Raw genomic sequence first — 26844 nt, 5'->3', positions numbered from 1 at the left:
CATCGCGAAGTAGGGCGGACATTGCCTGTATCGGGCCATGCCCGTAATTCGGCATCGTCACGCGCCGCGCGTTCGGATGCCGCGCGACGAACGTCGCCTGCATCGGCGCTTCGTCGAGCCCCGCATCTTCGGCACCGACGAACTTGAAACCGCATCGGCAGACAGCCGAACGCGCGCGCCGCAACACGGTTTGCGTGCGGGTCGGCGCGGTCGTACACTCGTCGGCAATTCGCGGCCCGCGCCGCGGCTTTCGATTCCTTCAGTGGCTTTCAGCGGGCCAACGACCGTGCCAGCAGGACTTTCGTCGCGCGACGCCAGGAGGCGCCATGAGTGCAGACGCAGCCCCCGCATCCCCGTCGGTTCAGGACCGCATCCGGCACGTGTTCGTGCTGATGCTCGAGAACCGCTCGTTCGATCACCTGTTCGCGCTGTCGGGCTATCCCGACATCGTTGCCGCATCGCCGGGCAACAGCAATGCGTACGGCGGTGCGGTCTACCCGTTCGGCGGCGGCGCGCCCGACCGGATGCCGACCGACCCGTGTCACGAATTCACCGACGTGCTCGAGCAGCTTTGCGGCGCGGGCGTGCCGTTCGTGAAAGGGCAGCCGTATCCGCCGGTCCGCAATACCGGGTTCGTGTCGAACTATGCGACGTCGCATTCCGAAGGTGCGCCGCCGCAGCCGGCCGATGCGGGCAAGATCATGCAGGGCGTCGACATCGCGACGCAGGCGCCTGCGCTGCACGCGCTGGCGAACGCATTCGTGTTGTGCGACGCATGGCATGCGTCGGTGCCGGGGCCGACCTGGCCGAACCGCTTCTTTCTGCATGGTGCGTCGTCGGCCGGGCTCGACCATTCGCCGACCCGGGAAGAAATGGCCGGGTGGGACGTGTTCGGCGGCTTTCCCTATCCGAAGGGTTCGATCTTCGCCGCGCTCGGCGACGACAACTGGCGCATCTACCAGGACCAGACGGGCGACCCGCTCGGGCACGTGCCGCAGGTCGCGTCGCTGAAGGGCATCAGCTTCTTCGACATCGACGACCTCGCGCATTTCGAGGCCGATCTCGCGGCCGGCTATACCGCGCGCTATACGTTCATCGAACCCGGCTACGGCGACATCGTGCACGGCACCTACCGGAACGGCAGTTCGCAGCACCCGATGGATGGCCTCACCGGTGGCGACCAGCTCGCCGCGCGCGTGTACGACGCGATCCGCAATTCGCCGGTGTGGAACAGCAGCCTGCTCGTGATCTGCTACGACGAGCATGGCGGCTTCTACGATTCGGTCAGGCCGGGCGCCGCGCCGCCGCCGAACGACGGCGCGGCGGCGACGTTGAACGCGAGCGGCTTCGGGTTCGACGTGTACGGCGTGCGGGTGCCGGCGATCGTGATTTCGCCGTGGGTCGCGGCCGGGCAGGTCGACCATACGCCGTACGACCATGCGTCGGTCGCCGCGACGCTCGAGCGGCTGTTCGGCCTCGCGCCGCTGACCGACCGAGATCGTCTCGCAAACGACCTGCTGGCGCTCGTCACGACGACGTGCCGCACCGACTGCCCGCAAAGGATCGGATCATGAGCACGACACCGGCCCCCGACCCGCGCGATGCGCTGCCCGTGCGCGATGGCACGAGCCTGGTCGCGTTTCTGCACATCCTGAAGAAAGCGCATGCGGCGCTGGTCGGCCATGACAAGGCTCACCAGCGCTTCACGGAGATCGTCACGCGCGGTCAGGCGCGGCAATACATCGAGGAGCTGATGCCGTCGCTGCTGCAGGCGCGTGCGGAACATCGGCGACGCCGGCATGGCGGGAAGCATCGTTGATCGACGTGGCGGCGCGAGGTTGGGGCGTTTTGAACGCGGTGTCTTGGTGAGAGAGGCCGCGACGCGTCACGCGGCCTGCCGTGCGCGCAGCGCGCCGACCCCCGTCAAAAGAAAACGGGGCTTGCGCCCCGTTCACACCGCTTCCGGATGGAGGACGGCCGTATGCGATTACGCCGCCACCTCCCGCGCCCGCACCATCGTCAACGCCGCATCCTCGATCATGTCCTCCTGCCCGCCGACGAGCCGCTGCCGCCCCAGTTCGACGAGGATGTCGCGTGCGGGAATCCCGTACTTCGCTTCCGCGCGTTTCGCGAACAGCAGGAACGACGAGTAGACGCCCGCATAGCCGAGCGTCAGCGCATCGCGGTCGAGGCGGATCGGTGCATCCATGATCGGCACGACGAGATCCTCGGCGACGTCCGAGATCGCGAACACGTCGACGCCCGTCTCGATTCCCATCCGGTCGCATACCGCGACGAACACTTCCATCGGCGTGTTGCCCGCGCCGGCGCCTAGGCCGGCCGCGGCCGCGTCGATCCGGTTCGCGCCGGCGGCGACCGCCGCGACCGAGTTCGCGACGCCCATCGCGAGGTTGTGGTGGCCGTGGAAGCCGAGTTCCGTCTCCGGCTTCAGCGCGTCGCGTACCCGGGCGATCCGCGCGGTCACGTCGTCGGGCAGCATGTGGCCGGCCGAATCGGTGATGTAGATGCAGTTCGCGCCGTACGATTCCATCAGCTTCGCCTGCACGACGAGCTGCTCGGGCGACGACATGTGCGCCATCATCAGGAAGCCGACCGTATCGAGCCCGAGCGTGCGCGCAAGGCCGATGTGCTGCTCCGACACGTCGGCCTCGGTGCAGTGCGTCGCGACGCGGATCGTGCCGACGCCGAGTTCGTGCGCCATGCGCAGGTGCTCGACGGTGCCGATGCCCGGCAGCAGCAGCGCCGACACCTTCGCCTGCTTCAGCTCCGGAATCACGGCGCTCAGGTACGCCTCGTCGGTATGCGCGGGAAACCCGTAGTTGACCGATGCGCCGCCGAGCCCGTCGCCGTGCGTGACCTCGATCAGCGGCACGCCGGCCGAGTCGAGCCCGCGCGCGATGTCGCGCATCTGGTCGAGCGTGATCTGGTGGCGTTTCGGGTGCATGCCGTCGCGCAGCGACATGTCGTGGACGGTGATCTTCTTGCCTGCAAGTGACATCGTGTGACTCCTCGACTCAAGCGGTGGCGGCCGTCGCGGCCAGCATCTGTTCGGCGAAACGCTCGGCCGTGGCGGCCGCGGCGGCGGTCATGATGTCGAGGTTGCCCGCGTACTTCGGCAGGTAGTCGCCGAGCCCCTCGACTTCCATGAAGACCGACACGCGATTGCCGTCGAACACCGGCCCGTTCTTCAGCGTGTAGCCGGGCACGTAGCGCTGCACCTCTTTCACCATCGCATGCACGGAGGCCGTGATCGCGTCGACGTCGGGCGGCCCGTCGGTCAGGCAGTGGATCGTGTCGCGCATGATCAGCGGCGGCTCGGCCGGGTTGATCACGATGATCGCCTTGCCCTTGCGCGCGCCGCCGACCTGTTCGATCGCGCCGGACGTCGTGCGCGTGAATTCGTCGATGTTCTTGCGCGTGCCGGGGCCGACCGAGCGCGACGAGACCGTCGCGACGATCTCGCCGTACGCGACCGGCTGCACGCGCGAGACCGCGTACACCATCGGGATCGTCGCCTGGCCGCCGCACGTGACCATGTTCACGTTCGCCTGCGCGCTGTCGAGATGCGCGTCGAGGTTCACCGGCGGCACGCAGTACGGCCCGATCGCGGCGGGCGTCAGGTCGATCATTTTCACGCCGAGCGCGGTGAGCTTGTCGGAGTTGTCGCGGTGCACGTACGCCGACGTCGCGTCGAACGCGATGCGGATGTCGTCCGCGGCCACGTGCGGCAGCAGCCCGTCGACCCCGTCGGCGGTGGTCTTCAGGCCGAACTCGCGCGCGCGTGCGAGGCCGTCGGACGCCGGATCGACGCCGACCATCCACACGGGTTCGAGCACCGGCGAGCGGCGCAGCTTGTACAGCAGGTCGGTGCCGATGTTGCCGGGCCCGATCAGTGCGCATTGGATTTTCTTCATCAGGAGTCTTCCTTTAGATAAAGCGGACGTCACAACCGCCGATGCCGGAGATGTGCATCGACAGTGCGTCGCCGGCCGTGACCGGAATCAGTTTCGCGAGCGAGCCGGACAGCACGATTTCGCCGGCAAGCAGCGGGACGTCGTACGCGGCGAGCGTGTTCGCGAGCCACGCGACCGCGTCGGCGGGATGGCCGAGCGCCGCGTCGCCGCGCCCGTGCGCGACCTGCTCGCCGTTCTTCTCGATCGTCATCTCGCACGCGGCGAGATCGAGCGAGCGCGGATCGACGCGCGCGTCGCCGAGCACGTACACGCCGCACGACGCGTTGTCGGCGACGGTGTCCTCGATGCGGATCGCCCAGTCGCGGATGCGCGAGTCGACGATTTCGAAGCAGGGGGCGACGGCGGCCGTCGCGGCGATCACGTCGGTGCGGTCGATGCCGGGGCCGCGCAGGTCGCGCGCGAGGATGAACGCGATCTCGCCCTCGGCGCGCGGCGCGATCAGCGAATCGGCGGCAATCGCTTCGCCGGCCGCGTAGTGCATGCCGGACAGCAGGATGCCGAAATCGGGCTGGCGCACGTTCAGCATGTCCTGCACGGCCTGGCTCGTCACGCCGATCTTCTTGCCGACCACCGCTTCGCCGTGTTCGACGCGGCGTTCGATGAAGCGCTGCTGGATGCGGTACGCATCGTCGAGCGACAGGCGGCGCGGGCGGCTCGACAGCGGCGCGACCGGCGCGCGCGCGTGCCACGCGTCGTACAGCTCGTCGCCGAGCGTCGTATGCAGGCGGGAAGACATGAAAGGGCCCTCGAATCTCGAATGGAAAAGCCGCCGTCGCGGCGGAGTCGTGCGCCGGAGCGGGGCTCCGGCGCGTGCGGCGCATGACGCGCATGACGCGCGATCAGGTCGCGCCCACCGGTTGCTTAGTTACCCGAACTGCGGATCGCGTCCGGCGAGAAGTACGCCTCGTTGAACTGCGGGCTGTTGTCGAGCTTCGGCATCGGGCCTTCGTTCGTCAGGCGGTCGGCCATGTACGCACCGGAGATCAGGTCGTGATAGAACACCACGCCCGGGTAGAACACCTTCGCGTCGTACGCATACAGCGTCGTCGCGACGTTGGTGCGCCACAGCTGGCCGCGCGCATCGTAGTTGTCGGCCAGCAGCGTCATCCACGAATCCTCGTCGATGTACAGCACGCGCTTCGCATACTGGTGACGGTAATTGCTCTTCAGCGTCGCCTGCAGCACCCACACGCGATGCAGCTCGTAGCGGATGTACGCCGGATTCTCGTGGCCCTTGGTCAGCAGGTCCGCGTACTTCACCGAGCTGTCCATCGCCTTGTAGTTGTCGTACGGCACGTAGACTTCGCGCTTGCCGACGATCTTCCAGTCGTAGCGGTCGCCGGGGCCGTTGTACAGGCGGTCGTCGTCGACGGTTCGGAAGCCGCCCGGGCCCTGCGGCTGGTCGTAGCCGTACTCGGGCGCCTGGCGCACGCGCCGCGTGCCGGGGTTGTACATCCACGTGCGCGACGAGTTGTCCGCGCCGGCCTTGTCCCAGTTCGTGAAGCCGACGATCAGCGAGCCGCGGTCGGACAGCGGCAGCTCCGTCGCGTTGCGGTAGTACGTGCGGTTGTTCAGGTCACTCTTCACGTCGAACTTGCCGGCGTTGCGCGGCGAGTAGATGTCGTAGCGCACCTTGCCCCACGCGATGTTGCCGTCCGAGTACACGACGGCCTGGTCGTAGGTCGCCTGCTCGGCGCCGATCGCCGACGAGAAGCGCTGGTTCCACAGCAGCTCGGCGGCCGTCTTCGGGATCGGGTAGGGCACCGTCGGCGGCGCGTTCGTGATGCCGTTCGCGTCGGACGTCATCGTCGAATCCGGCGCGTACGTGCGGATGTCCTTGTAGACGGAATCCGCGTAGCGGAAGTCGCGATGGCTCGGGTAGACGTTGATCTTGAACGTGGCCGGGTAGCGCTTGAACATCGCCTTCTGGCCGTCGGTCAGGTGCTCGGCGTACTGCGCCATGTTCTCCGCGGTGATCGTCGCGACCGGCTTCTCGTTCGCGAACGGATCGGGGTAGCGGCTGCCGCGCTTGTACTGCACGTCCGGCGGCGTGCCGAGCCACTTGCCCGACCACTCGGGCACGCCGCTGTCCTTGCTCGCGGCGCGCACGGCGCCCATCGGCGTCAGCGGGCCGTCGAGCGCCTTGAGGTCGTCCGGCGTGACCTTCGGGAACGACGCCGTCGCGGCGAGCGCGCACGCGGCCATCACCGACGCGCGCAGGAGGGGGAGATGAATGCGTTTCATGACAATCCTCATCTTGCTGGGTGACGAGCGGCCGGGCCGCTCAGAAGTGGTAGGTCGCCGTGGCCAGCACGTAGTCGCGATCCGCGAGCGGGCGCGTGGCCGGGTTCGGCGAGCCGAGGAACTTCGCGTAGACGAGCGACAGCTGCAGGTTGCTCAGGCGTGTGAACGTCACGCCGGCCGTCACGCGGTGGTCGCCCTGTCCGGTCAGCGAGCCGAGTGCGCCGGCGAGCGGCGACGTGCCCGTCAGGTCGTGCGTGTAGGTCAGCGGCACGTCGAGATCCCAGCCGTTGAACACGTTCTTGTAGCTGAGCGTCCACGCGATCTCCATCGCCAGCGCGTTGCGCGAATTCGCGAGCGTGGTCGAGCCGTCGAGTTCCGAGATGCTGCCGGCGTGTACGTACGTGAGTTCGCCGATCAGCGACTGCGAGTTCGCGAGGAAGCTCGGCCCGATCGAGTAGATGCCCGACAGGTTGGTCTGCAGCACGTTCGCGCGGGTCGACTGCGGGCCCGTCGCCGTATTGACGAGCACGGCCGCGCCCTGGCGGTACGACACTTCGCCGGCGACGTTCACGGGGCCGACCTGCGTCGAGAAGCTCGCGCCGGTCAGCTTGATGTTGCTGAAGTAGGTCTGCTGGTACTGGAGCGTCGGGAAGTACGTCGTGACGACGCTCGGGTTCATGTCGTTGTAGTGCAGGTGATACAGGCCGAGCTCGGTATCGCCGAGCACGCGAAAGCGTGCGCCGATCCCCCACTGGTTGCGCGCGCTCGGCTTGTCGTCGGAGCCGCGCGGAATGATCATCCCGCCCGGTCCGATGATGAACTGCGCGCCGGGGCCCGTGACGTCGGAATAGCTCCAGTACGTGCCGGGCGCGGTCAGCCGGTTCTGCTGGAACGAGAACTGGTAGTAGCCGAGCAGGCTGAAGTTCGGCGTGATCTGCCACTGCGTCGAGATCTGCGGCACCGGCAGCAGGATGTCCTTCACCTCGGCGCCCGCCATGTACGACTTGGTCGCGTCGGACGGCCCCTGTGCGCCCGCGATGTTCGGGAAGAACAGGCTTTCGCCCCACGCGACCACCTGGTCGCCCACCTTCACGTTCAGGCTCGTCGAACCGATTTTGAACGTGTTGTACGCATACGCGGCGAGCAGCGTCGTGTGGCCGCCCGACCAGTAGCGCGCGTCGCTCGTGAAGTTGTTGTACTGGCCCGACTGGTTCACGGTGCCCGGCGCGTCGTTGTAGTTCGGGCGGCGATACGCCTGGTCGTAGAACGTATCCGCGCGCACGAACACGCCCCAGTCGTCGTGCTTCAGGTTCACTTCGCCGAGCAGGCTGACCTGGTTCTCGATCAGCTTGTTCTTCGCGAAGTTGCGGTCGCCGTCGTCGCCGTTGATGTTCGCCGGCGTGAGGAGATTGCCGCTCGGCGCGCGGGTGCGCATGCCGAGGCCGTAACTGAGCGTGAACGTATAGTCCAGCGTCGTGTCGGCGCCCAGCTCGATCGTGCTGCCGGCGTGCGCGGCGGGAACGGCGCACGTCAGCAGCGCGGCGGCCAGCGTCGACAGCGTGGCGGGGGCCCGCTTGTCGGTACGGCGCGAAATCCGTTGATGCATGGTGTCTCCTCTTGGGGTATCGACGACGGTCGACTGTGTGTGTTGTCGTGAGAGGCAGAGTAGGGAGATCGCGGTAGCAGGGAATCGTCAAAATGAACTAGATGACTTCCCTAGGACTCGCAACGATGCGTGCGCGGCGCTTGCCGTGCGCGCATCGGCGTGTATCAACGGGCAGCCGCCTGCGCCGCCGACAGGAACGCGGGCCGCTCGCCGCCGCCGTCGAGCCGCAGGTTCGCGCCGGACGTGTACGACGCTTCCGGCGACGCGAGGAACAGGCACGCGGACGCGACGTCGTCGGGCGACGCGAGCCGTCCGGCGGGAATCGTCGCGCGGATCGCGTCGAGCGCGTCGTCGTCGCCGTAGTGGCCTTCGGTGGCCGATTCGGTCTGCACGAGGCTCGGGCTGATCGCGCACACGCGCACGCGCGGCGCCCACTCGACTGCGAGCGACGTGACCGCATTGACGAGGCCCGCTTTCGCGGCGCCGTACGCGGCCGTGCCGGGCGACGGCCGCGACGCGCTCACGCTCGCGATGAACAGCATCACGCCGCCCGCGGGCTGCGGCTGCATGATCGCGTTCACGCGCTGCGCGAGCTGCAGCGGCGCGATCAGGTTCAGCCGCACGATCGATTCGGTGAAGCGCGGCGACGCATCGGCCGCGAGCGCGAACGGCGAGCCGCCCGCGTTGTTGACGAGCACGTCGAGGCCGCCTGCCGCGTCGCGGATCGTCGCGAGCATCGCATCGACCTGTTCGATGTCGCGCAGGTCGGCCGCGACGCAGGCCGCCGTGCGGCCGCCGGCCGACGGCGGCGTGTCGGGCGTGCTGCGTCCGCACACGAACACGCGCGCGCCTGCCGCGAGAAACCGATCGGCGATGCGCCGCCCGATGCCCTTGGTGCCGCCCGTCACGAGCACCGTCTTGCCGCTGTAGTCGAATCCGTTCATCGTTGCCTCCGTTTCGGTGGGCCGATGATAGGAAGAAGCGCGCGCGGCTTCGTAGTCTGAAAGGATGATGCCGGCCGGCGCCCGCGGCGCAATCATCATGGCAGGCATCCATCGAACGACGAAGGAGACAACCCGCGATGACGATCCCCACGACGCCGCCTGTCGGCATCTTCACCGACGTGCCGGGCGGCCTGCGCCTGCACCATTACGAGGCGGGCGACGGCCGGCCCGTGGTGTTCATCCACGGCAGCGGCCCGGGCGCGAGCGGTTTCAGCAATTTCAAGCACAACGTCCCGGCTTTCGCGGCGGCCGGCCATCGCGCGATCGTCGTCGACCTGCCGGGTTACGGGCAGTCGTCGAAACCGTCCGATGTCGCGTATACGCTCGATTTCTTCGTCGGCGCGCTGCATGCGCAGCTGAACGCGCTTGGAATCGGGCCCGCCGTGCTGCTGGGCAACTCGCTCGGCGGCGCGATCGCGCTCAAGTACGCGCTCGACTACCCTGACGAAGTCGACGGGCTGATCATGATGGCGCCGGGCGGCGTCGAGGATCGCGACACCTACTTCCGGATGGAAGGCATCCAGCGGATGGTGCAGCTCTTCACCCATCGCCAGATGAACGACGACACGATGCGCGAACTCCTGACGCTGCTCGTGCACGACCCGGCGATCGTCACCGACGCGCTGGTCGCCGAGCGGATGAAGGTGTGCGTCGAGCAGCCGACCGAAGTGCTGTCGACGATGAGCGTGCCGAACCTGACCGGTGCGCTCGGCGACCTGCGCTGCCCGGTGCTCGGCTTCTGGGGCACGGACGACCGCTTCAATCCGGTCGGCGGCGCGCTGACCTTCCTCGAACGCTGCCGCGACGCGCGCTTCGTGCTGTTGAACCGGTGCGGCCACTGGGTGATGGTGGAACACGCCGCCTATTTCAATCGGGAATGCCTCGATTTTCTTTCGGCGCGCAATGCGCGATAACGCCGGATGCGTTGGCAGGCTGGCCCCGACGCGGGCGGCCCGTCCGAACAAAACCATGGAGACGACATGAAGCTCATCGAAGACCTGTTCGACCTGCGCGGCAAGGTGGCCGCGATCACCGGCGGCGCGCGCGGCATCGGCGCCGAGACGGCGCGCACGCTGGCCGCCGCCGGCGCGAGCGTCGCGATTCTCGACGTGCTGTCGCAGCCGGCCGAGGCGCTGGTCGACGAAATCCGCGCGCAGGGCGGCCAGGCCGCTTTCTGGTCGCTCGACGTGACGCACGAGGCCGACGTCACGCGCGTGTTCGGCGAGATCGTCGCGCGCTTCGGGCGCCTCGACGTGCTCGTGAACAACGCGGGCATCGAAGGTCACAACGTGCCGACGCACGAGCTCACGCTCGCGCAGTGGCAGCGCGTGCAGGACGTGAACGTGAACGGCGTGTTCCTGTGCACGCGCGCGGCGATTCCGCATATCGATGCGGCCGGCGGCGGGTCGATCGTGAACCTGTCGTCGATGTACGGGATCGTCGGCGGCGCCGACGTGCCCGCGTATCACGCGTCGAAGGCCGCGGTGCGGATGATGGCGAAGGTCGACGCGATGCTGTACGCGGCGAAGAACATCCGCGCGAACTCGGTGCATCCGGGCTATATCCGCACGCCGATGCTCGAGGACGCTTTCCGCCAGATGGGGCAGGACCCGGATCGCGCATTCGAATACATGCAGACGCACGTGCCGATGGCGAAGATCGGCAGCCCGCGCGACATCGCGGCCGGCATCCTGTATCTCGTGTCGCCGGCAGGCCGCTACGTGACGGGTGCGGAGCTGGTGATCGACGGCGGGTTCACTGCGCGCTGACGCGGCGCGATGCACGTAACGAAACAGGAGACCGGCAGTTGAAAGCGCTCGTGGCAGTGAAGCGCGTGGTCGACGCGAACGTGAAGGTCGGCGTGAAATCCGACCGCACGGGCGTCGACATCGCGAACGTGAAGATGTCGATGAACCCGTTCGACGAGATCGCGGTGGAAGAGGCCGTGCGGCTGAAGGAAGCGGGTGTGGTGACCGAGGTGGTGGCCGTGTCGGTGGGTGTGGCACAAGCGCAGGAAACGCTGCGCACGGCGCTCGCGATCGGCGCGGATCGCGCGATTCTCATCGAAGCGAATGACGGCGTCGAGCCGCTCGGTGTCGCGAAGGTGCTGAAGGCGCTGGTCGACAAGGAGCAGCCGCACCTCGTGATCCTCGGCAAGCAGGCGATCGACGACGATTCGAACCAGACGGGCCAGATGCTGGCGGCGCTGGCGGGTTTGCCGCAAGCGACGTTCGCGTCGAAGGTGACGGTGGCCGACGGCCGTGCAACGGTCGCACGCGAAGTCGACGGCGGCGCGGAAACGCTGTCGCTTCAACTTCCCGCGGTCATCACGACCGACCTGCGTCTGAACGAGCCGCGCTACGTGACGCTGCCGAACATCATGAAGGCGAAGAAGAAACCGCTCGAAGCCGTGAAGCCGGAAGACCTGGGCGTGGATGTTGCGCCGCGCCTGAAGACGCTGAAAGTAGTCGAGCCGCCGAAGCGCGCGGCCGGCGTGAAGGTGCCGGACGTGCAGACGCTGGTCGGGAAGCTGAAGACCGAAGCCAAGGTGCTGTAACGGGGAACGCAACGAAATGACGATTCTGGTAATTGCCGAGCATGACAATGCATCGCTCAAGGTCGCGACGCTGAATACGGTGGCGGCCGCACAGGCACTCCATGCCGCGGGCGCGGGCGACGTTCACGTGCTGGTTGCGGGCTACGATGCACGGACGGCGGCCGATGCGGCCGCGAAGATCGCGGGCGTGTCGAAGGTGCTGCTGGCCGATGCGCCGCAACTGGCCGACGGTCTTGCGGAGAACGTCGAAGCGACGGTAATGGGTATCGCGAACGGCTACTCGCACATCCTCGCGCCGGCGACGGCCTACGGCAAGAACATCGCGCCGCGTATTGCCGCGAAGCTCGACGTCGCGCAGATCTCGGACATCACGGCGGTTGACAGTGCCGACACGTTCGAGCGCCCTATCTACGCGGGCAACGCGATCGCGACGGTGCAGTCGGGCGACCCGATCAAGGTCATCACGGTGCGTGCAACGGGCTTCGATCCGGTGGCATCGGAAGGCGGCAGCGCAGCGGTCGAGAAGATCGAAGCGGCGGCAGATGCAGGCAAGTCGCAGTTCGTGAGCCGCGAAGTGACGAAGCTGGACCGTCCGGAACTCACGAGCGCGAGCATCATCGTGTCGGGCGGCCGCGGGCTGGGCAGCGGCGAAAACTACACGAAGGTGCTGGAGCCGCTGGCGGACAAGCTGTCGGCCGCACTCGGCGCATCGCGCGCGGCAGTCGACGCCGGCTACGTGCCGAACGACTATCAGGTCGGCCAGACCGGCAAGATCGTCGCACCGCAGCTGTACATCGCGGTCGGCATCTCGGGTGCGATCCAGCATCTGGCCGGCATGAAGGATTCGAAGGTGATCGTCGCGATCAACAAGGATCCGGACGCACCGATCTTCAGCGTGGCCGACTACGGCGTCGTCGGCGACCTGTTCACACTGGTGCCGGAAACGGTCGCGGCGCTCTGACCGATGCCGCTGTTCGAATTCAACGGCGTGCGGCCGCGCATCGATCCGTCCGCGTATGTCGACCCGAGCGCGGTCGTGATCGGCGACGTGACGATCGGTGCGCGCTGCTACATCGGTCCGCATGCGAGCCTGCGCGGCGACTTCGGCGCGATCGTCGTCGAGGAAGGCAGCAACGTGCAGGACGGCTGCGTGCTGCACGTCGGAATCGGCGACACGTGCCGGCTCGGCGTGAACAGCCACGTCGGCCATGGCGCGATCGTGCATGGCGCGACGCTGGAACCGGACACGATGATTGGGATGAATGCGGTCGTGATGGACGGCGCGACGATCGGCGCGACGACGATCGTCGCCGCGTGCGCGTTCGTGAAGGCCGGCTACGACGTGCCGCGCGGCGTGCTGCTCGCGGGCATGCCGGGGCGCGTCGTGCGGCGGCTGAGCGACGCGGAGATCGACGCGAAGGCGAACGGCACGCGGATCTATCAGCAGCTGGCGGCCGACTGCCTGCGCACGCTCAAGCGGATCGACGGGTGAGCGCGCATCCGGGCGGCCCAGGATGCGACGGATTGCCGGGCAGGTTGCCGTTGCCGTAAGATCGGCACTGGCTTTCCCACCGGCATCCGCGTTACATGAAAAAGCACGTCCGTTTGCGGTTCACAGTCATTGCGTCGGCTTTTGCCGTCTACAGCGTTTACATGCATATCCAGCAGATGATCAGTGGCTGCGTGTGGGTCAGGGGCCATCAGCGCTGCAGTTTCGAGAACAGCGCGAATTTCGACGGCTGGATGGATCTCGACCTGATGATCGCCTGCTGCTGGGTGGCCGCCGCGGCGGTGGGCTGGATTTCCGTCGTGCAGGCCGCGAAGAAACCGGGCTGAAGTCCGACGCTTCGTTCACGCGAAACCGGTCGCTGTCAATCCGTGACAACGATCGTCCGTGCGGCATCGCCGCAATCGTCAGTGCCATACCCGGCCCCCGCGCTACAGGTACAACCGGCCGGAGGCGCGGGTTCCGGTCCGCCGATGCGCCGGTCCGAGCCTGGCCTCGCCGTCCATCCGCCGCGATCGGCCGTCGTTGTGCTTTTACCTTCCGTGCCGGGATAATGATCCGGCGTTGCGCACGCTGCGCGAGGGGAGGCTCCCATGCAATTTCCGACAGGATCGGTGGTCGCGCTCAGTTCGGCCGCCGCGACGATGTTTTCGATGGGCATGCTGTTTCTCGGCTACTGGGGTTGGCACGAACCGCTGCCGTGGCGGTTCGGCGACTACGTCGTGATCCTGCCGGCGCTCGCCGGGTTCGCGTGCCTCGTCAGCGTGCCGTTTCTCGCCACTTCGCCGATGAAAACCCCCGACGACGAGACGCGGATGTTGGTCGCGCGACGCGTGTTTCTGTGCGGTGCGAGCGCGTTGTGGTGCGCGATCGTCGCGTCGCTGGTCGTGTGAGGTTCGTGCAGGAGTCGCATCAGCCGATGTCCGCCGGCGCGGTCTTGCGCGCTTGTGTCGAAACCTCTTCCAACCGCGTTTGACGGACCGTTTTCAAGTATTGATTCGGGCTACCCCGACGGCTTTGATTTCCCGGTGCCGTGCACTAGATTCGAAGCATTCATGTGCAATCGAGCGCGAGGTGGAGCCATGACGCCGTGGGAGATTCAGGGCACCGAACTGATGAATTGCAATTGCTCATACGGTTGCCCGTGCCAGTTCAATGCGCTGCCGACCAACGGCTATTGCGCGGCGATGGGGGCGATTTCGATCGACAGCGGCCACTACGGCGACGTGGTGCTCGACGGTGTCAGGATCGCGGTCGTGTTCGCGTGGCCGGGGGCGGTTCACGAGGGCAGGGGCAAGTGCCAGCCGATCGTCGAAGAGCGCGCGAGCCCGGCGCAGCGCGACGCGGTGCTGAAGATCATGACTGGTCAGGATACCGATCCTTTTGCGACGATGTTCGCGGTCTTCGCGTCGACGCTCGAGCAGGCGTTCGATCCGATCTTCGCGAAGATCGATTTCGACGTCGATGTCGATGCACGGCGCGGCCGGATTCATGTCGACGGCGTGTTCGACGTCGCGGGCGATCCCATCCTCAATCCGGTGACGGGGGACGAACATCGCGTACGGATCGACCTGCCGCACGGTTTCGAGTACGAGCTGGCCGAAATCGGTTCGGGCACGTCGCGCTCGCAAGGCAACATTCCGCTGACGCTCGACGGCACCTATGCGCAGTTCGCACGGCTGCACATGAACAATCATGGGTTGATCCGGCATCGCGCCGCGGCATGACTGCGTTCGACCACGGGCGCTGGTACGAGCGCGTCGTTACGCTGCTCGGCATGGCGGCGCTCGTCGGGTTGTGCTGGTTCTACCTGTGGACGGGGGCGGGAACCGGCATGTCGGCGCTGGAGATGACGACCGTCGCGCTCTTTCCGCATCGCCTCGCGGACGCCATGGGCAGCATGGAGCCGACGCTCACGACCGTGATCGTGATGTGGTGGGTGATGATGATCGCGATGATGACGCCCAGTGCGGCGCCGCTCGTGATGCTGTACCGGCGCGTGCTGCGGCAGCGGGGCGCGGACGGCGCCGGTTCGGCGTTCACGTCGGTGGCGCTGCTGGCCGGTTATCTGGCCGCGTGGCTCGCGTTCTCGATCGGCGCGGCGTTGCTCCAGGCGATGCTGCAGCCGGCCGGGCTGATCTCCGCGATGATGCTGTGGTCGAAGAGCGCCGTCCTGTCCGCGATCGTGCTGGCGCTGGCCGGTCTCTATCAGTTTTCGCCGCTCAAGCGCGCGTGCCTGCGGCAATGTCGGGCGCCGGCCGCGTTCCTGGTCGCGCACTGGCGTCCGGGCGTCGCCGGCAGTTTCCTGCTCGGCGCGCGGCACGGCATGGTTTGCGTGGGGTGCTGCTGGTTGCTGATGGCGCTGCTGTTCGTCGGCGGCGTGATGAACGTCGTCTGGATCGCCGCGCTGTCGTGCTTCGTGTTCGCGGAAAAGATCCTGCCCGGCGGCGAACGTATCGGGCAGGCGCTGGGCGTCGTGCTGATTGCGTGGGCCGGTGTGACGTTGATCGTGTGACGGGCGATCGTCCCTGCGGGGAACGCGGGGACGGCCCGATGGGAGCGTGGCGATGAAAACCTGCTTGCAGCTCGCCGCCGTATGGTGCGCGATGGCCGTCGTTGCGCCTCCGGCGTTCGCGGGCGGCGACATGTCCGACATGAAGATGGGCGGCGCGGCGATGTCGGCGCCGGATTCGGCGCTGACCGATGCCGAGGTCCGGGAGATCGACGTCGGCCGCGGACGGGTGACGTTGAAGCACGGTGCCCTCGACAACGTCGGGATGCCGCCGATGACGATGGCGTTCAAGGTCGCCGACGCAGCCATGCTCAGGCCGCTTCATGTGGGCGACAAGGTCAGGGTCCGGGTGGAAAACGTCAACGGTACGCTCACGATCGTGAAGCTCGTGAAGCGGCCGTGACGAACGCGCCGGCACGCGCGCGCGGGCTCGGCGTGCGGCGGCTGATGTCCGGTTGGGTTGGTATTGCGCCGGGTGATGCGTTCATCACGCAGGCGCCCCCGTGCCGAGATCCACGAAGACGTTGTTGGCGCGCGCCTCGTACAGCCGCTTGCCGAGTTTCTGACAGTCGTGTTCGCCGTGTTCCGGCCGGTCGCACGCCACCAGATAGACCCGCGGCAGATCGCCGGTGTTCAGCGTCGTGTGTGCGTCGCTGCCGCGCGGAAATCGCGTGAGGTTGCAGCGGCCGATCGCTTCGCCGGTTCCCGACAGGACAAAGACGCATTCCGCGTACGGGCGGCGGCGCATCGTGGGGCATATCTGAATGACGGCGGTACAGGCCGGAAAGCACCGTTCGCCGCCGCGATGCTACGTAACGCAGCGGGCGCGTTACGCCCGCGTCACCCGGTACGCGACGCCCGGTCGAAGCTGCGAAGACGGCCGCGGACGCAGCACGACGCCCCTGAACGGCCGTCTGGACGCGGCTCTCCGGCAGGCGTGCGAAGTCGTCGTTGAGGCCGATCGCAATGGCACGATAGATGCTTATCAGAGTGATCGAGCTAAAAAAGCTAACGGGGGCTTCCATGCAAAATCACTTCATCAGGACGAACGTTGCGCTCGCGGCCATTGCGGCGGCTTGCGCACTGGCCGCGTGCGGCGGGACCGATGTTACGGCGCCGAAGCCGGGCGGTAACAACATCGGCACGAGTACGAGTGGCACTGGCGGGAGCAGTGGTACGAGTGGGACTAGTGGCACGAGTGGAACCAGCGGAACGAGTGGGACCAGTGGCACGAGCGGAACCAGCGGAACGAGTGGGACTAGTGGCACGAGTGGAACCAGCGGAACGAGTGGGACCAGTGGCACGAGCGGAACCAGCGGCACGAGCGGAACCAGCGGCACAAGTGGAACCAGCGGCACAAGTGGAACCAGCGGCACAAGTGGAACCAGCGGCACAAGTGGAACCAGCGGTACGAGCGGAACCAGCGGTACGAGCGGAACCAGCGGTACGAGTGGAACCAGCGGAACGAGTGGAACCAGCGGTACGAGTGGAACCAGCGGTACGAGTGGAACCAGCGGTACGAGTGGAACCGGCGGCACAAGCGGCACCAGCGGTACCCCCGGCACCAACGGCATCATCAGCTCCGTCGGCGCGGTCGTCACGGGCGTCGGCGCCACGATCAGCGCGGCGAGGCCGCCGGGCGTGGACGCGGGCGTGGCGATCGGCGCCGGCGACACGGTCTCCGGCGTGGGCACGCTCATCCGCGACACGTCGAACGCCGTGAGCAACGGCATCGGCCAGACCGGCTTCACCGCGAACCCCGTCGGGACCACGGTCGCCGGGCTCGGCACGATCGTCGGCTCGGCCGGCAACCCGGTCGCCGGCCTCGGCGAAACGGTGAAGGCGCTCGGCACCGGCCCGCTGTCGCCGTTGGCGCCGCTCACGACGCCGGTCGGCGGGCTGCTCGACACTGTGGCCGGCGGAATCAAGACCGGCGGCACGATGCTCGGCTCGGCTCTTTCGTCGGGCCCGGTCCAGCAGACGACGCAGGCGATCAGCACGGCGATCACGCCGCTCGTCACGACCGTCGGCCAGGTCACGCAGCAGGTCGGCACGGCGACCGGCCTCGGGCAGCCCGTCGCGGGCCTGCTCGGCCAGATCGGCGGCGCGATCACGTCGGCGGGATGGAAGGTAACGTCCACGTCGCCGCAGCCGGTGGTCGGCGGCGTCGGCGAACTCGTGCGCGCGGTCGGCAACACGGTGACCAACGTGGGCGGCCTCGTGAACCCGAACGGCGCGAACGGCGCGGTGCCGGTCGCGGGCCTGGTGACGAGCGTGGTCGGCGGCATGCCGGCGGCCGTCCACAACGGTCCGGCAACCGGCACGGGCGGCGGCTCGCCGTTGGGCGGCCTCTCCAATCCGCTCGCGCCCGTTACCGGGCTGGTGGGCGGCTTGCTCGGCGGCCTGGCGGGAAAGTAGCCGCCCCGTCCGGATCGTCACGGCGGTAACCGGCCGAATGAAAATCGGCCGCCGGTTACCGCCGATCCTGCCGGTCGGATAGTCTCCTGCGGGGAAACCGGCAGGCCGGCGCCGCCCGCTGCATCAATCGCGACCCACGTCGTGCTGCGATGGCGGCCGCGCCAAACCGCGTGCGGGCAGCGGCGTCGACATCACGATCGACGTGCGCGTTTCGCCGTACAGATTGATGCGTCCGATCAGTTGTTCGAGATGGGTCATGCTGATGGCGACGAGTCGCATGACGTACGAGTCCGCGCCCGTCACGTGATGGCATTCGACGACTTCGGGAATCGTCTCCAGCAGCCGGAGGAATTTGGCTTTCGCCGGTTGCGCGACCGTGATCCCGATCAGCGCGCTGACCGGATAGCCGGCCGCGACAGGATTGATCCGCGCCGTGTAGCCGTCGACGACGCCGGCCGCTTCGAGGCGCTTCACGCGCTCCGTCACCGCCGGCACCGACAGGTGCACGTGGCGCGCCAGCTCCGTGTAGCTGATGCGGCCGTTGTCCTGCAACAGCGCCAGTACCTTCCAGTCCAGATCGTCCATCGCGGCGGATTTTTTAAGGTCGAGTGACCATTTTTCCTTAAAAACCGCATTCAGCGAGGACGGGATTTTCCCTACGATGCCTGTTCCACCCGTTGCAGGTTGCAAGGAGCAGGCGATGCTGTTCATCAAGTCCGTCGTGATGGGGCTGTCGATCGCGGTGCCGGTCGGCCCGATCGGCATGCTGTGCATTCAGCGCAGCCTGAGCCGCGGGTTTCGCGCGGGATTCGCGACGGGCATCGGCGCCGCATGCGCCGATGCGATCTACGGCCTGCTCGGCGCGCTCGGCATCGCGGGTGTCGTCACCGCGTTCCCAATGCTCACCGTCGGCCTGAAAATCGGCGGCGGCGCGTTCCTCGTGTGGCTTGCATGGACCATCGCGCGACAGGCGCCGGCCGACTCCCGCGCGCCGCGCGACGTGCCGCGTGCGAGCGTGTTGCGGGATTTCCTGACCACGTTCGGCCTGACGCTGTCGAATCCGATGACGATCCTGTCGTTCGTCGGGATTTTCGCGGCGCTCGGCCCGCTGTCGGGCGCGGGTGAAGGGGCGATGGGGCCGGCCGTCGCGCTGATGGTCGCCGGCGTGTTCACCGGTTCCGCGACGTGGTGGCTGTGCCTGAGCGGTGCGACCGCCGCACTGCGCACGAAGATGCCGTTCGCGTTCATCCACGGGCTGTCGCGCGTGTCGGCCGCAGTGATCGCGGTATTCGGCGTGATTCAGGTGATCGCGGGCGTGCGCGGTGTGATCCAGGTCTAGATGTCGGTCGATGCACGGCGCATATCGCATGGCGACCGGATCGCATCGACCGTCCCGCCTGCCCACCCGCCATCACGGTATTGCGTTGCCGTCCGCCGGCTTCGCGACGATCATCCCAGCTCGAACGACGTCACGCCGAACACGCGATCGATCGCAATCGCCGGCGCGTCTTTCGTGTACATCCGCGCGGTTCCGAAGACGCTCGTCATCCCGTGCCGTTCCGCCAGCGCGACAGCAGCGGGGTTGGTTTCCGGCACGTCGAGCACGATCGTTTCGCCCGGCATGCGCGCCGCGAGCGCGCGAAGCAGCCCGGTGGCAACATCTGCGTCGTCGGCGAACAGCGGGCCGATCTTGCAGCCTGCGCGGCAGCGGCGCACGACCCCGTAACCGGCGATCCGGTCGCCGTCGACCGTCGCGAGCGCCACCGCATCCGGTTGCCCGATCCACGCGGCAAGGAAGCGATCGCGCGCCGCGGGAAAGCACGGGTGATCGTACGCGAGCAACTGCGCGAACGGCACGTCGGCTGCTGCCACCACGTGCGCGCACCCGATGCCGTCCACGCGCCCCTGATAGCGGATGTTGCGGTAGGCCAGCCTGAAGCCGGATTTCCGGTAGTTCGCCTGCTGGGCGACGACGCCGTCGAGCCCGACGTTGCGACCGGCGAGGTAACGCATGCCGTGCTGCCAGATTCGCATGCCGAAGCCCCGGCCGCGAAATCCGGGTTTCACGATATAGAGACCGATGAAGCCGAAGCATGCGTCGTAGGCGACCGCGGCAAGGCACGCGACCGGCTCGCCGCGCAGCACGCCGACGAAGAATCCGGCCGGGTCCGCTTCCCGGAAACACGACGGATCGTGCAGGCCGGGGTTCCAGCCTTCCGCGGCCGCCCATTCGACCGACATCGCGACTTCGTCGGCCGACATGGTGCGCACGATGAAGTCTTCGTCCTGATCCATGGTTCACCTCGGTCGCTGTGCTCGGGATTGCGCGTGACGTGACGGCCTGTGCATCGGGGCGCGCGGGCGTTCGGCAAGATCGCCGTCCGCGCACCCGCTACGGGTGGAAGGTTTCGCCGCGGGTCAGCATGGCGATGAATTCCGCGATCTTGCGCGCCCTGGTTTCCGGTTTCCTGGCGTTTTGTATCCGGTACAGGATCGCATAGCGGTTACGGCTGTTCAGCGTCGCGAAAAACTTCGCGGCTTTCGGATGAGCGTCCAGCGCCGCCTGCAGGTCGTCCGGCACGGTCGAGTTGCTGGCCGACGTATAAGCCGCCTGCCAGCGGCCGTCCTTCCTGGCCTTCTCGATTTCGCTCATGCCGGCCGGCCGCATCCTGCCTGCGGCGATCAGCGCTTCGGCGCGGTCGGTGTTCAGTTTGGACCAGCTGCTTTTTGCGGAGCGCGGGGTGAAGCGCTGGAGCCAGCAGATGTCGTCCCCGGCCCGCTTTTGGCCGTCGATCCAGCCGTGGCAGAGGGCGCTTTCCAGCGCCTGTTCGTACGTGACGGTGCGCAGATCGGCACCTTTTTTCGCGAGACGCAGCCAGACACCCGTTGAAGCGCCGCCGTTTTGACCGAGCCAGCTTTCCCATTCGGTCTGACTGGCAAAGGTTAGAGCGGATTCGGTCATGTCGCCGTCCTGAAGGGTTGCGTGCATGTGCGGGGATAGCGTCCGCAGTCTAACAGTGTCGATACGGGCGGCGAAGTCCGTGATGCGGCCGAAGGCCGGCCGCCCGGGGCATCGCGGGTCCGTCGGCGGGGCTGGACCGGAATCGCCTGTGTCAAGCATCCGGCGACGACGGAAGACCTTGCCGCACACGGCACCAAAGGCCCCGCCATCGACGCGTCAGAACGTGTAGCTCACCTTACCGAACGCCGTGCGCCCCAGCGTGTTGTACCCGTACGCGGTCATGTACTGCCGGTCGAACAGATTCGACACGGTCGCCGATACCGTCAGGTGCGAATTGATCCGGTACGACGCACGCAGCCCCACCGTCAGATACGAAGGCAGATAGGTCGAGTTCGCCGGATCGTCGAACGTCGTGCCGCCATACAGCAGCGACGCGCCCGTGCTCAACGCATGCAGGTGCAGCTCGTCCCACGTGTGGTCGATGTTGATGCTGACCGTCTGGCGCGGCCGCCGGTTGAGCCACGAGTCGTTCGTCTCGTCCTGCGGATTCAGGAGCCCGACCGCGACGCTCACCGGCGTCGAGCGGCCGATCGTCCCCTTGTACGACAGGTCGATCCCGCGAATATGCGCGCGGCCGATGTTCATCGGCGAGAACGTCGCCGGGTTGTACGCGATCAGGTTCGTGACGCGCGTGTCGTAGATCGCCGCCGTGAACGTGCCGTACGACGTGTTCGCATCGACCGCGGCCTCGACCGACGTGTTGCGCTCCGGGCTGAGATTCGGATTGCCGTAGCCGGGGTAGTACAGGTCGTTGAACGTCGGCAGCTTGAACGCATTGCCGTACGACACGCGCGCCGTATACACCGGCGTGATCGCCCACGACAGCGCCGCGTTGCCCGTATTCACCGACTGCCCGGCGATGATTTCATGACGTCCCGCGACGAACATCGTCACGTTGCCGAGCGTCGCCGACTGATGCAGCGAGAATGCGGAGTCGTTGCGCGTCGGCACGCCGTTCGGAATGTCGACCGGCAGGAACGCCTGCTCGCGCGTGAAGTCGTACGCGAGCTTGGTTTCGCCCGACAGCGGCAGCCCGAACAGATGGAACCCGCGCTCCTGATGCGTCAGCGACGTCGACGTGCTGATGCGCTGCGAATCGATCTGGTCGGTCGGGATGGTCGGGGCGCTCGCGTAGAGGAACCCGCGATCGTTCGCATAGCCGAAGGACTGGTCGAACTGCGTGTCCGGCGTGATGTCGAGATGGAATGCGATCCCGGTCGTCAGCTGATGATCGAGCTGGCGGTTCGCGTAGCCGCTGTTGTCGTACGACAGATCGGACCGGTGATACAGCGCGAACGTCGAGATCGACCAGTTGTCGCGCGCGTAGCCGAGGCGTGCATCGAGGTCCTGCGCGTGATACGGGTTGCGGCCGGCCTCGTGCCCGTATGCGAAGGGCCGCGTCGCGTCGATGCCGGCCGTGTTGTACGTGTGCAGGCCGAGCGAGTAGGTGAGCCCGCCGAGCGCGGCGAGCGGCCCGGTCGACGGCACGGTGCCCGACGTGCGCAGCTGCGTGTCGAACGTCTTGTTCGACCCGCCGCCGAACGACACGGTGGTCTGGTTCGGCTGGTTGGCGGCACGGCGCGTGAAGAGCTGCACGACGCCGCCCATCGCATTGGCGCCGAACGACGCGGCGGCCGGCCCCGAAATCACTTCCACCCGTTCGAACGCTTCGGTCGGCAGGTCCGACCACGGCGCGATGCCGGTGGTCGGCGAACCGATCCGGATGCCGTCGATGAACACCGCGACCTGGCTTGCCGACGAGCCGCGAATGCTGACCGATGCGTTCGAGCCGGGGCCGCCGTTCTGCGAGACGGTCACGCCCGGCAGCGTCGCGAGCGCCTGCGTGATGCTCGGGTCGCTCGGCGCCAGCCGGTCGAGGTCGGTACGCGTGAGCACGTGGGTCGTCGCATAGCGCTGGTCGAACGACTCGGGCAGCCGCCGCGTGTCGGTCACGTTGACGGTCGGCAGGTCGGCATTGTTGGCGGCCGGGGCCGGCTGCGAAACCGCGGTGTCGCCGGCGGCGTGCGCGAGCGGCGACAGGAGTGCGGTCGCGGCGGACGTGGCAAGGAGGTGTCGAATCTTCATGAGGCTGTCGTCGTGGTCGGGCTGCGCATGCGCCGATCGAAAGCGGGCAGCGGGCAGCACCGGTTTTGTTATCGGTGAGCGGGCTATCGCGCGACCGGCCGGTGCCGGCCGCCGTCGCGGGCGTTGCGGGTGCAGGGGCGGCGCACGCCGGCGGGCGCGAGCGAAAGGGAACGGCGCGCGCGAGCAGGCGGGCCGTGCATGCCGGCAGCGTGCCGGCGCGGCGCTTCCGGTGCGAAAGCGAATGCGGTAACGGTGGACATCGGGCGGATCCGGAGGTCGGGCCGTCCATGCAACGGGCAACCGCGCATGGCGGTGCCTGGCGCATCGGGACACCCCGCCCGGTGCGGCTGCTTGGACCTCGGGTCGATGGCAGGTCTCCTGGCTCGCGGGTCGTGATTCGCGCCGGCCTTCCCGGTTTCCCAGTGGCATGCAGTGGCACGGATTCGCCGCTCACAGTTGCGGGGGCAGCCGCAGATTCGAGGTCCTGCCTCGCCTGCGTTCCCTTTTGATCCCATCCCTGGGAACCATCAGCGCGCAAGGGTAATGGCGTGCGCGCCGGCGCGTCAATTGTCCGGCGGCGCGGGGATGCGAAAAAACGTCATTGCCGGGCAAAAACGGTCGAAATCCTTTCCGTCATACGTCACCGTCGCGCGTCATGTCTGACGAAACGGGGCCGCTCGCCGCCTGGCGATCGCGCCTGAACCGGCTCGGCGCGACACCCGTCCACCGGACGAAGGCGCGGCGGAACGCTTCCTCGCCGCCGAAACCGAGCTGCGCGGCGATGCGCGCGACCGGCCAGTCCGACTCGCGCAACCGGCGCTGCGCGGCCTCGGCGAGACACTGCTCGCGCAGCGCGTGATAACCGCTTCCTTCGGCCGCGAGGCGCCGCCGCAGCGTCGCTTCGCTGGTGCCGAGCCACGCGGCGAGTGCGGCGAGCGCCGGCAACGCCTGTTCGTGCGCGAGCGCCGCATCGAGAAAACCGCGTACCTGCTGCGTCCACGACACGACCGCCGGCGCCGCATCGATCAGGCGAAACGGAAAATCGACGAGAAACGCGTCGAGTTCGGCCGGCTGCCGGATCACGCGGCATGCGAGCCGGGCCGCGTCGAACGCGAAGCCGTAGGTTGTGCGGCCGACCTCGACCGGGGCGTTGAACAGCCCGAGCAGCGGCATCGCGTCGTCGCGGTGCGGATGGCCGAGCCACACGTCGGCCGGCCGCAGCGGCTGCCCGATCAGCCAGCCGAACAACTGCAGATAGCAGAACAGGCCCGTCAGGTCGACGAGGCACGCGGCCGGGCTGCGCGTGCGGCGCAGCGAATCCATCCGGAACGTCGCGCGGCCGTCGCGAACGGCGAGCGACAGCGCACCGGCGCGCGGCGTCAGCATCTCGCAGAAGTCGCGCGCACAGCGGATCGCGTCGGCAAGCGTCGCGCAACTCAGCAGGCAGCCGCACATCAGGTCGACTTCGCGCTTGCGCATCGGCGGATGGCCGTCGCCGCGCGCGACCTGCGCCTCCAGCCGTTCGATCGCTTCGCGGTACAGCGCGACGAAATCGCCAGGCGTCGCCGTCGGTGGCGACGGCGACGCATCGCGGTCGGCCGGCGGCGCGCCGCTGCGCGAGAGTTCGCTCAGCAGCCGCGCGCCGAGGCCCGGCAGGATGCGACCGCGGGCCGGCATGGCGCGCTGTTTCATGAGTTTCCCGTTCTGAGCGTCGTGACAGGGGCGGGTGAGCGGGCCGGTAGGGGCTCGCAAACCGTCGCCACGCAAGAATGCTATCCACGCCGGCCGCCCGCGGCCTCGCCGGAACGGCGTAGGCCGGCCCCGCATCCCAGTCACGAACGACCCCGGACGACACGCGAATGATCCAGATCGTAGACGAAATCACGCTCGCGCCCGAGCGCATTCCCGACGTGCTTGCACTGCTGCGCGACCGATATCTGCCGGGCCATGCGGCGCGCGGGCTGACGGCGGCTGGCCGCTGGGTATCGCCGCCCGTCGCGGTGCCGGGGCAGCCGAGCACGCTGTGGCTGACCTGGCACGTGGCCGATGCGCCGGCCTACTACCGGATGCGCGCGCTGACGGATGCCGGCGTGGCCGGCTTCTGGATGGCCGTCGACGCGCTGTGCGACGTGCGCCGCCGCCATGTGATGACGGACGCCGACGCGCCGCTGCACGCACTGACGGAGGTCGACGATGCGGCATGACACGGCGCGGGTATTCGTGTCGGCGGAGGGCAACGCCGACGCGATCGAACGGGCATTGCGCGACGCCGCTCGCGCGCTGGCCGGCGCGCGGCGCGTGGCGCTGGCGCGCAATCTCGACGGCAGCTGGGGCGCGGGCGACTACACGCTCGACGTGCTGCGCGACGAATCGGCGGCCGAAGGCGCACCGGATTTCGCCGCGCTGGCGCAGCTGCCGGGCATCGAGCGCATCGACGGCGCCCGCTGCCGCGCGATCGGCGGCGGCCTGCGCGAACCGGCGCTGCGCGACGGCGTGTGGCGCACGCTGATGCTGCGCGTGCGGCCGCAGGCCCACGCCGATCAGGTCGACGCGCTCGAACGCGAACTGCTGCGCATGCCCGCGTTCATGCCCGGTATCCGCAACTGGCGCCTGAGCCGGATCGTGACGCCCGGCGCGTGGACGCACGTGTGGCAGCAGGAATTCGCGCACGTCGGCGACCTGCTCGGCGAATACCTGCTGCATCCGTATCACTGGGGCTGGGTCGACCGCCGGTTCGATGCCGAAAGCCCCGACTGGACGGTCGACGCGATCTCGCATGCGTTCTGTCCGCTCGCGTCGAGCCTGCTGGCCGATACCGATATGGCCGCGTGACGCGCGGCACCCGTCGAGCCGACGACAACCCTGAACTGGAGACACGAAGATGCGAGCCCTGTTGATCGACCGCGTTGGTCATTCCGACGTTCTACGGATGGCCGACGTGCCGGCACCGAAGCCGGGCGCGGGCGACGTGCTGATCCGCGTGGCCTGTGCGGGCGTCAATCCCGCCGACTGGAAATGCCGCGAAGGCTACCTCGGCGCGTTCATGCAGTACACGTTTCCGTTCGTGATCGGCTTCGACGCGGCGGGCGTGGTCGAAGCGGTCGGCGACGGCGTCGACGGTTTCGCGCCCGGCATGCGCGTGTTCGCGCAGACCGACGTCGGCGCGGGGCGCTGGGGCGCGTATGCGGAATACGTGGCGGTGCGCCACGACTCGGTCGTGCGGCTGCCCGACGCGGTGCGTTTCGCGGAAGCGGCCGCGACGCCGACGCCCGCACTGGCCGCATGGGCCGGCCTGTTCGACGACGGCGCGCTGCGGGCGGGCCAGACCGTGCTGATCCACGGCGGCGCGGGCGCGGTCGGCACGTTCGCGATCCAGCTCGCGGCGCAGGCCGGCGCGCGCCTCGCGGCGACGTGTTCGGCGAGCAACCGCGAGACGGTCGAATCGCTGGGCGCGACCGCGAGCATCGACTATCGCGCGCAGGACATCGCCGCGGCGCTGCGCGCGTGGGCGCCCGGCGGCGTGGATCTCGTGCTCGACACGGTCGGCGGCGACACGCTGCCCGATGCGCTCGACCTGCTGGCGCCGGGCGGCACGCTCGCGACCATCATGACGCTCGCGCCCGGCGATGCGCAGCGGCTTGCCGCGACTGCCGCCGACGCCGCACGGCGCGGCCTGCGCACCGCGATGACCTATAGCCGGATGCCGAGCGGCGCGACGCTCGCCCGGATCGCCGCGCAACTCGGCACGCGTGCGCTGCGCGTGCCGCGTTTCGACCGTTTCCCGCTCGAACAGGCGGCCCGCGCACTCGATCTCGTTCAAACGGGCGAGGCGAAAACGAAGCTCGTGCTTCATGTTGCGGATATCGACGGCTGAGCGATCCGCACGCACTTCAC

Annotated in this window: 29 protein-coding genes and 1 riboswitch; of the genes, 17 read left to right on the top strand and 12 right to left on the bottom strand. The window is 68.0% G+C overall.

All coding sequences use genetic code 11. The features are described from left to right. The first annotated feature begins 326 nt into the window (after nt 1–326). Both WJ16_RS26835 and WJ16_RS26830 read left to right on the top strand, forming a co-directional pair. Entirely contained in the window at nt 327–1574 is a 1248-nt protein-coding gene (locus WJ16_RS26835; RefSeq protein WP_069260060.1) for an alkaline phosphatase family protein, read from the top strand. Beyond that, nucleotides 1571–1819 carry a hypothetical protein gene (locus WJ16_RS26830; RefSeq protein WP_069260059.1) on the top strand — a complete coding sequence of 83 codons (249 nt, stop codon included), beginning with the start codon at nt 1571–1573 and terminating at the stop codon, nt 1817–1819. Before WJ16_RS26835 ends, WJ16_RS26830 begins: the two co-directional genes overlap by 4 nt. A gap of 168 nt (nt 1820–1987) precedes the next feature. On the opposite strand, the gene dmpG is transcribed toward WJ16_RS26830, so the two are convergent. The 6 genes from dmpG to WJ16_RS26800 all read right to left on the bottom strand — a co-directional run bounded on the left by dmpG (nt 1988) and on the right by WJ16_RS26800 (nt 8789). After that, nucleotides 1988–3019 carry a 4-hydroxy-2-oxovalerate aldolase gene (gene dmpG / locus WJ16_RS26825; protein WP_069260058.1) on the bottom strand — a complete coding sequence of 344 codons (1032 nt, stop codon included), beginning with the start codon at nt 3017–3019 and terminating at the stop codon, nt 1988–1990. 16 nt (nt 3020–3035) lie between these two features. Then, nucleotides 3036–3935, bottom strand: a complete 900-nt coding sequence (locus WJ16_RS26820; protein ID WP_069260057.1) for an acetaldehyde dehydrogenase (acetylating) — start codon at nt 3933–3935, stop codon at nt 3036–3038. Nucleotides 3936–3948: 13 nt separating this feature from the next. Beyond that, the gene (dmpE, locus tag WJ16_RS26815; RefSeq protein ID WP_069260056.1) at nt 3949–4731 is read right to left on the bottom strand and encodes a 2-oxopent-4-enoate hydratase; all 783 of its coding nucleotides are present in this window, start codon (nt 4729–4731) and stop codon (nt 3949–3951) included. Nucleotides 4732–4856: 125 nt separating this feature from the next. Next, entirely contained in the window at nt 4857–6239 is a 1383-nt protein-coding gene (locus tag WJ16_RS26810; protein WP_069260055.1) for a DUF1329 domain-containing protein, read from the bottom strand. Between the two features lie 40 nt (nt 6240–6279). Continuing rightward, nucleotides 6280–7845 carry a DUF1302 domain-containing protein gene (locus tag WJ16_RS26805; RefSeq protein ID WP_069260054.1) on the bottom strand — a complete coding sequence of 522 codons (1566 nt, stop codon included), beginning with the start codon at nt 7843–7845 and terminating at the stop codon, nt 6280–6282. A 164-nt stretch (nt 7846–8009) separates the two neighbouring features. After that, nucleotides 8010–8789: an SDR family oxidoreductase gene (locus WJ16_RS26800; protein ID WP_069261150.1), complete on the bottom strand. Its 780-nt coding sequence runs from the start codon at nt 8787–8789 to the stop codon at nt 8010–8012. A gap of 137 nt (nt 8790–8926) precedes the next feature. On the opposite strand from WJ16_RS26800, the gene WJ16_RS26795 reads away from it, so the two are divergent. The 10 genes from WJ16_RS26795 to WJ16_RS26750 all read left to right on the top strand — a co-directional run bounded on the left by WJ16_RS26795 (nt 8927) and on the right by WJ16_RS26750 (nt 15828). Then, nucleotides 8927–9763 (top strand): alpha/beta fold hydrolase, encoded by an 837-nt coding sequence (locus WJ16_RS26795; RefSeq protein ID WP_069260053.1) that lies wholly within the window; start codon nt 8927–8929, stop codon nt 9761–9763. Nucleotides 9764–9829: 66 nt separating this feature from the next. Next, the gene (locus tag WJ16_RS26790; protein ID WP_069261149.1) at nt 9830–10618 is read left to right on the top strand and encodes an SDR family NAD(P)-dependent oxidoreductase; all 789 of its coding nucleotides are present in this window, start codon (nt 9830–9832) and stop codon (nt 10616–10618) included. 38 nt (nt 10619–10656) lie between these two features. After that, nucleotides 10657–11406: an electron transfer flavoprotein subunit beta/FixA family protein gene (locus WJ16_RS26785; RefSeq protein WP_069260052.1), complete on the top strand. Its 750-nt coding sequence runs from the start codon at nt 10657–10659 to the stop codon at nt 11404–11406. Between the two features lie 16 nt (nt 11407–11422). Further along, a complete protein-coding gene (locus WJ16_RS26780; RefSeq protein ID WP_069260051.1) occupies nt 11423–12367 on the top strand; it encodes an electron transfer flavoprotein subunit alpha/FixB family protein in 945 nt (314 codons plus the stop codon). A 3-nt stretch (nt 12368–12370) separates the two neighbouring features. Beyond that, a complete protein-coding gene (locus WJ16_RS26775) occupies nt 12371–12898 on the top strand; it encodes an acyltransferase (RefSeq protein ID WP_069260050.1) in 528 nt (175 codons plus the stop codon). Between the two features lie 95 nt (nt 12899–12993). Next, nucleotides 12994–13242, top strand: coding sequence for a hypothetical protein (locus WJ16_RS26770; protein ID WP_069260049.1), 249 nt, complete (start codon nt 12994–12996; stop codon nt 13240–13242). Nucleotides 13243–13506: 264 nt separating this feature from the next. After that, nucleotides 13507–13806, top strand: a complete 300-nt coding sequence (locus tag WJ16_RS26765; RefSeq protein WP_069260048.1) for a hypothetical protein — start codon at nt 13507–13509, stop codon at nt 13804–13806. A 189-nt stretch (nt 13807–13995) separates the two neighbouring features. Then, entirely contained in the window at nt 13996–14640 is a 645-nt protein-coding gene (locus WJ16_RS26760; RefSeq protein WP_069260047.1) for a DUF1326 domain-containing protein, read from the top strand. After that, a complete protein-coding gene (locus WJ16_RS26755) occupies nt 14637–15428 on the top strand; it encodes a DUF2182 domain-containing protein (RefSeq protein WP_069260046.1) in 792 nt (263 codons plus the stop codon). Before WJ16_RS26760 ends, WJ16_RS26755 begins: the two co-directional genes overlap by 4 nt. Nucleotides 15429–15480: 52 nt before the next feature. Next, entirely contained in the window at nt 15481–15828 is a 348-nt protein-coding gene (locus WJ16_RS26750; RefSeq protein ID WP_069260045.1) for a copper-binding protein, read from the top strand. 84 nt (nt 15829–15912) lie between these two features. Here WJ16_RS26750 and WJ16_RS26745 read toward each other — a convergent pair whose 3' ends face one another. Further along, nucleotides 15913–16173 carry a cupin domain-containing protein gene (locus WJ16_RS26745; RefSeq protein ID WP_069260044.1) on the bottom strand — a complete coding sequence of 87 codons (261 nt, stop codon included), beginning with the start codon at nt 16171–16173 and terminating at the stop codon, nt 15913–15915. A 275-nt stretch (nt 16174–16448) separates the two neighbouring features. Between WJ16_RS26745 and WJ16_RS26740 the strand changes: the two genes are divergently transcribed. Further along, a complete protein-coding gene (locus tag WJ16_RS26740) occupies nt 16449–17843 on the top strand; it encodes a collagen-like triple helix repeat-containing protein (RefSeq protein WP_069261148.1) in 1395 nt (464 codons plus the stop codon). Between the two features lie 123 nt (nt 17844–17966). Here the strand turns inward: WJ16_RS26740 and WJ16_RS26735 are convergent, their stop codons facing one another. After that, nucleotides 17967–18428: an Lrp/AsnC family transcriptional regulator gene (locus WJ16_RS26735; RefSeq protein ID WP_069260043.1), complete on the bottom strand. Its 462-nt coding sequence runs from the start codon at nt 18426–18428 to the stop codon at nt 17967–17969. A 115-nt stretch (nt 18429–18543) separates the two neighbouring features. On the opposite strand from WJ16_RS26735, the gene WJ16_RS26730 reads away from it, so the two are divergent. Next, entirely contained in the window at nt 18544–19182 is a 639-nt protein-coding gene (locus tag WJ16_RS26730) for a LysE family translocator (RefSeq protein WP_069260042.1), read from the top strand. A 110-nt stretch (nt 19183–19292) separates the two neighbouring features. Here the strand turns inward: WJ16_RS26730 and WJ16_RS26725 are convergent, their stop codons facing one another. From WJ16_RS26725 to WJ16_RS26710, 4 genes are all read right to left on the bottom strand, one after another. Then, entirely contained in the window at nt 19293–20138 is an 846-nt protein-coding gene (locus tag WJ16_RS26725) for a GNAT family N-acetyltransferase (RefSeq protein ID WP_069260041.1), read from the bottom strand. 97 nt (nt 20139–20235) lie between these two features. Beyond that, on the bottom strand, nt 20236–20805 hold the full coding sequence (locus WJ16_RS26720; protein ID WP_069261147.1) for a YdeI/OmpD-associated family protein: 570 nt from the start codon (nt 20803–20805) through the stop codon (nt 20236–20238). A gap of 216 nt (nt 20806–21021) precedes the next feature. Next, complete coding sequence (locus tag WJ16_RS26715; RefSeq protein ID WP_069260040.1) at nt 21022–22950, bottom strand: TonB-dependent receptor domain-containing protein; 1929 nt, start codon at nt 22948–22950, stop codon at nt 21022–21024. 351 nt (nt 22951–23301) lie between these two features. Then, a riboswitch (cobalamin riboswitch) is annotated at nt 23302–23494 on the bottom strand. A gap of 89 nt (nt 23495–23583) precedes the next feature. Continuing rightward, nucleotides 23584–24642 carry a helix-turn-helix domain-containing protein gene (locus WJ16_RS26710; RefSeq protein WP_069260039.1) on the bottom strand — a complete coding sequence of 353 codons (1059 nt, stop codon included), beginning with the start codon at nt 24640–24642 and terminating at the stop codon, nt 23584–23586. A 167-nt stretch (nt 24643–24809) separates the two neighbouring features. Here WJ16_RS26710 and WJ16_RS26705 point away from each other — a divergent pair, with 167 nt between their 5' ends. Genes WJ16_RS26705 through WJ16_RS26695 form a run of 3 tightly spaced genes read left to right on the top strand, consistent with a single transcriptional unit; the run spans nt 24810 to nt 26824 of the window. Continuing rightward, nucleotides 24810–25154 carry a hypothetical protein gene (locus WJ16_RS26705; protein WP_069260038.1) on the top strand — a complete coding sequence of 115 codons (345 nt, stop codon included), beginning with the start codon at nt 24810–24812 and terminating at the stop codon, nt 25152–25154. Next, complete coding sequence (locus WJ16_RS26700) at nt 25144–25782, top strand: Dabb family protein (protein ID WP_069260037.1); 639 nt, start codon at nt 25144–25146, stop codon at nt 25780–25782. Before WJ16_RS26705 ends, WJ16_RS26700 begins: the two co-directional genes overlap by 11 nt. Before the next feature lie 49 nt (nt 25783–25831). Further along, nucleotides 25832–26824 (top strand): NADP-dependent oxidoreductase, encoded by a 993-nt coding sequence (locus WJ16_RS26695; protein WP_069260036.1) that lies wholly within the window; start codon nt 25832–25834, stop codon nt 26822–26824. The last annotated feature ends 20 nt before the right edge of the window (nt 26825–26844 follow it).

This window comes from Burkholderia metallica (assembly GCF_001718555.1).
GTDB lineage: Bacteria > Pseudomonadota > Gammaproteobacteria > Burkholderiales > Burkholderiaceae > Burkholderia > Burkholderia metallica.
Note: the sequence above shows the minus strand (reverse complement) of the source record. Positions and strands in the feature narration are given on the sequence as shown.

Bases quoted from the DNA above. Each gene is read 5' to 3' on its own strand.
- WJ16_RS26835 (WP_069260060.1), top strand. From the start codon at position 327: ATGAGTGCAGACGCAGCCCCCGCATCCCCGTCGGTTCAGGACCGCATC.
- WJ16_RS26830 (WP_069260059.1), top strand. From the start codon at position 1,571: ATGAGCACGACACCGGCCCCCGACCCGCGCGATGCGCTGCCCGTGCGC.
- dmpG (WP_069260058.1), bottom strand. From the start codon at position 3,019: ATGTCACTTGCAGGCAAGAAGATCACCGTCCACGACATGTCGCTGCGC.
- WJ16_RS26820 (WP_069260057.1), bottom strand. From the start codon at position 3,935: ATGAAGAAAATCCAATGCGCACTGATCGGGCCCGGCAACATCGGCACC.
- dmpE (WP_069260056.1), bottom strand. From the start codon at position 4,731: ATGTCTTCCCGCCTGCATACGACGCTCGGCGACGAGCTGTACGACGCG.
- WJ16_RS26810 (WP_069260055.1), bottom strand. From the start codon at position 6,239: ATGAAACGCATTCATCTCCCCCTCCTGCGCGCGTCGGTGATGGCCGCG.
- WJ16_RS26805 (WP_069260054.1), bottom strand. From the start codon at position 7,845: ATGCATCAACGGATTTCGCGCCGTACCGACAAGCGGGCCCCCGCCACG.
- WJ16_RS26800 (WP_069261150.1), bottom strand. From the start codon at position 8,789: ATGAACGGATTCGACTACAGCGGCAAGACGGTGCTCGTGACGGGCGGC.
- WJ16_RS26795 (WP_069260053.1), top strand. From the start codon at position 8,927: ATGACGATCCCCACGACGCCGCCTGTCGGCATCTTCACCGACGTGCCG.
- WJ16_RS26790 (WP_069261149.1), top strand. From the start codon at position 9,830: ATGAAGCTCATCGAAGACCTGTTCGACCTGCGCGGCAAGGTGGCCGCG.
- WJ16_RS26780 (WP_069260051.1), top strand. From the start codon at position 11,423: ATGACGATTCTGGTAATTGCCGAGCATGACAATGCATCGCTCAAGGTC.
- WJ16_RS26775 (WP_069260050.1), top strand. From the start codon at position 12,371: ATGCCGCTGTTCGAATTCAACGGCGTGCGGCCGCGCATCGATCCGTCC.
- WJ16_RS26770 (WP_069260049.1), top strand. From the start codon at position 12,994: ATGAAAAAGCACGTCCGTTTGCGGTTCACAGTCATTGCGTCGGCTTTT.
- WJ16_RS26765 (WP_069260048.1), top strand. From the start codon at position 13,507: ATGCAATTTCCGACAGGATCGGTGGTCGCGCTCAGTTCGGCCGCCGCG.
- WJ16_RS26760 (WP_069260047.1), top strand. From the start codon at position 13,996: ATGACGCCGTGGGAGATTCAGGGCACCGAACTGATGAATTGCAATTGC.
- WJ16_RS26755 (WP_069260046.1), top strand. From the start codon at position 14,637: ATGACTGCGTTCGACCACGGGCGCTGGTACGAGCGCGTCGTTACGCTG.
- WJ16_RS26750 (WP_069260045.1), top strand. From the start codon at position 15,481: ATGAAAACCTGCTTGCAGCTCGCCGCCGTATGGTGCGCGATGGCCGTC.
- WJ16_RS26745 (WP_069260044.1), bottom strand. From the start codon at position 16,173: ATGCGCCGCCGCCCGTACGCGGAATGCGTCTTTGTCCTGTCGGGAACC.
- WJ16_RS26740 (WP_069261148.1), top strand. From the start codon at position 16,449: ATGCAAAATCACTTCATCAGGACGAACGTTGCGCTCGCGGCCATTGCG.
- WJ16_RS26735 (WP_069260043.1), bottom strand. From the start codon at position 18,428: ATGGACGATCTGGACTGGAAGGTACTGGCGCTGTTGCAGGACAACGGC.
- WJ16_RS26730 (WP_069260042.1), top strand. From the start codon at position 18,544: ATGCTGTTCATCAAGTCCGTCGTGATGGGGCTGTCGATCGCGGTGCCG.
- WJ16_RS26725 (WP_069260041.1), bottom strand. From the start codon at position 20,138: ATGGATCAGGACGAAGACTTCATCGTGCGCACCATGTCGGCCGACGAA.
- WJ16_RS26720 (WP_069261147.1), bottom strand. From the start codon at position 20,805: ATGACCGAATCCGCTCTAACCTTTGCCAGTCAGACCGAATGGGAAAGC.
- WJ16_RS26715 (WP_069260040.1), bottom strand. From the start codon at position 22,950: ATGAAGATTCGACACCTCCTTGCCACGTCCGCCGCGACCGCACTCCTG.
- WJ16_RS26710 (WP_069260039.1), bottom strand. From the start codon at position 24,642: ATGAAACAGCGCGCCATGCCGGCCCGCGGTCGCATCCTGCCGGGCCTC.
- WJ16_RS26705 (WP_069260038.1), top strand. From the start codon at position 24,810: ATGATCCAGATCGTAGACGAAATCACGCTCGCGCCCGAGCGCATTCCC.
- WJ16_RS26700 (WP_069260037.1), top strand. From the start codon at position 25,144: ATGCGGCATGACACGGCGCGGGTATTCGTGTCGGCGGAGGGCAACGCC.
- WJ16_RS26695 (WP_069260036.1), top strand. From the start codon at position 25,832: ATGCGAGCCCTGTTGATCGACCGCGTTGGTCATTCCGACGTTCTACGG.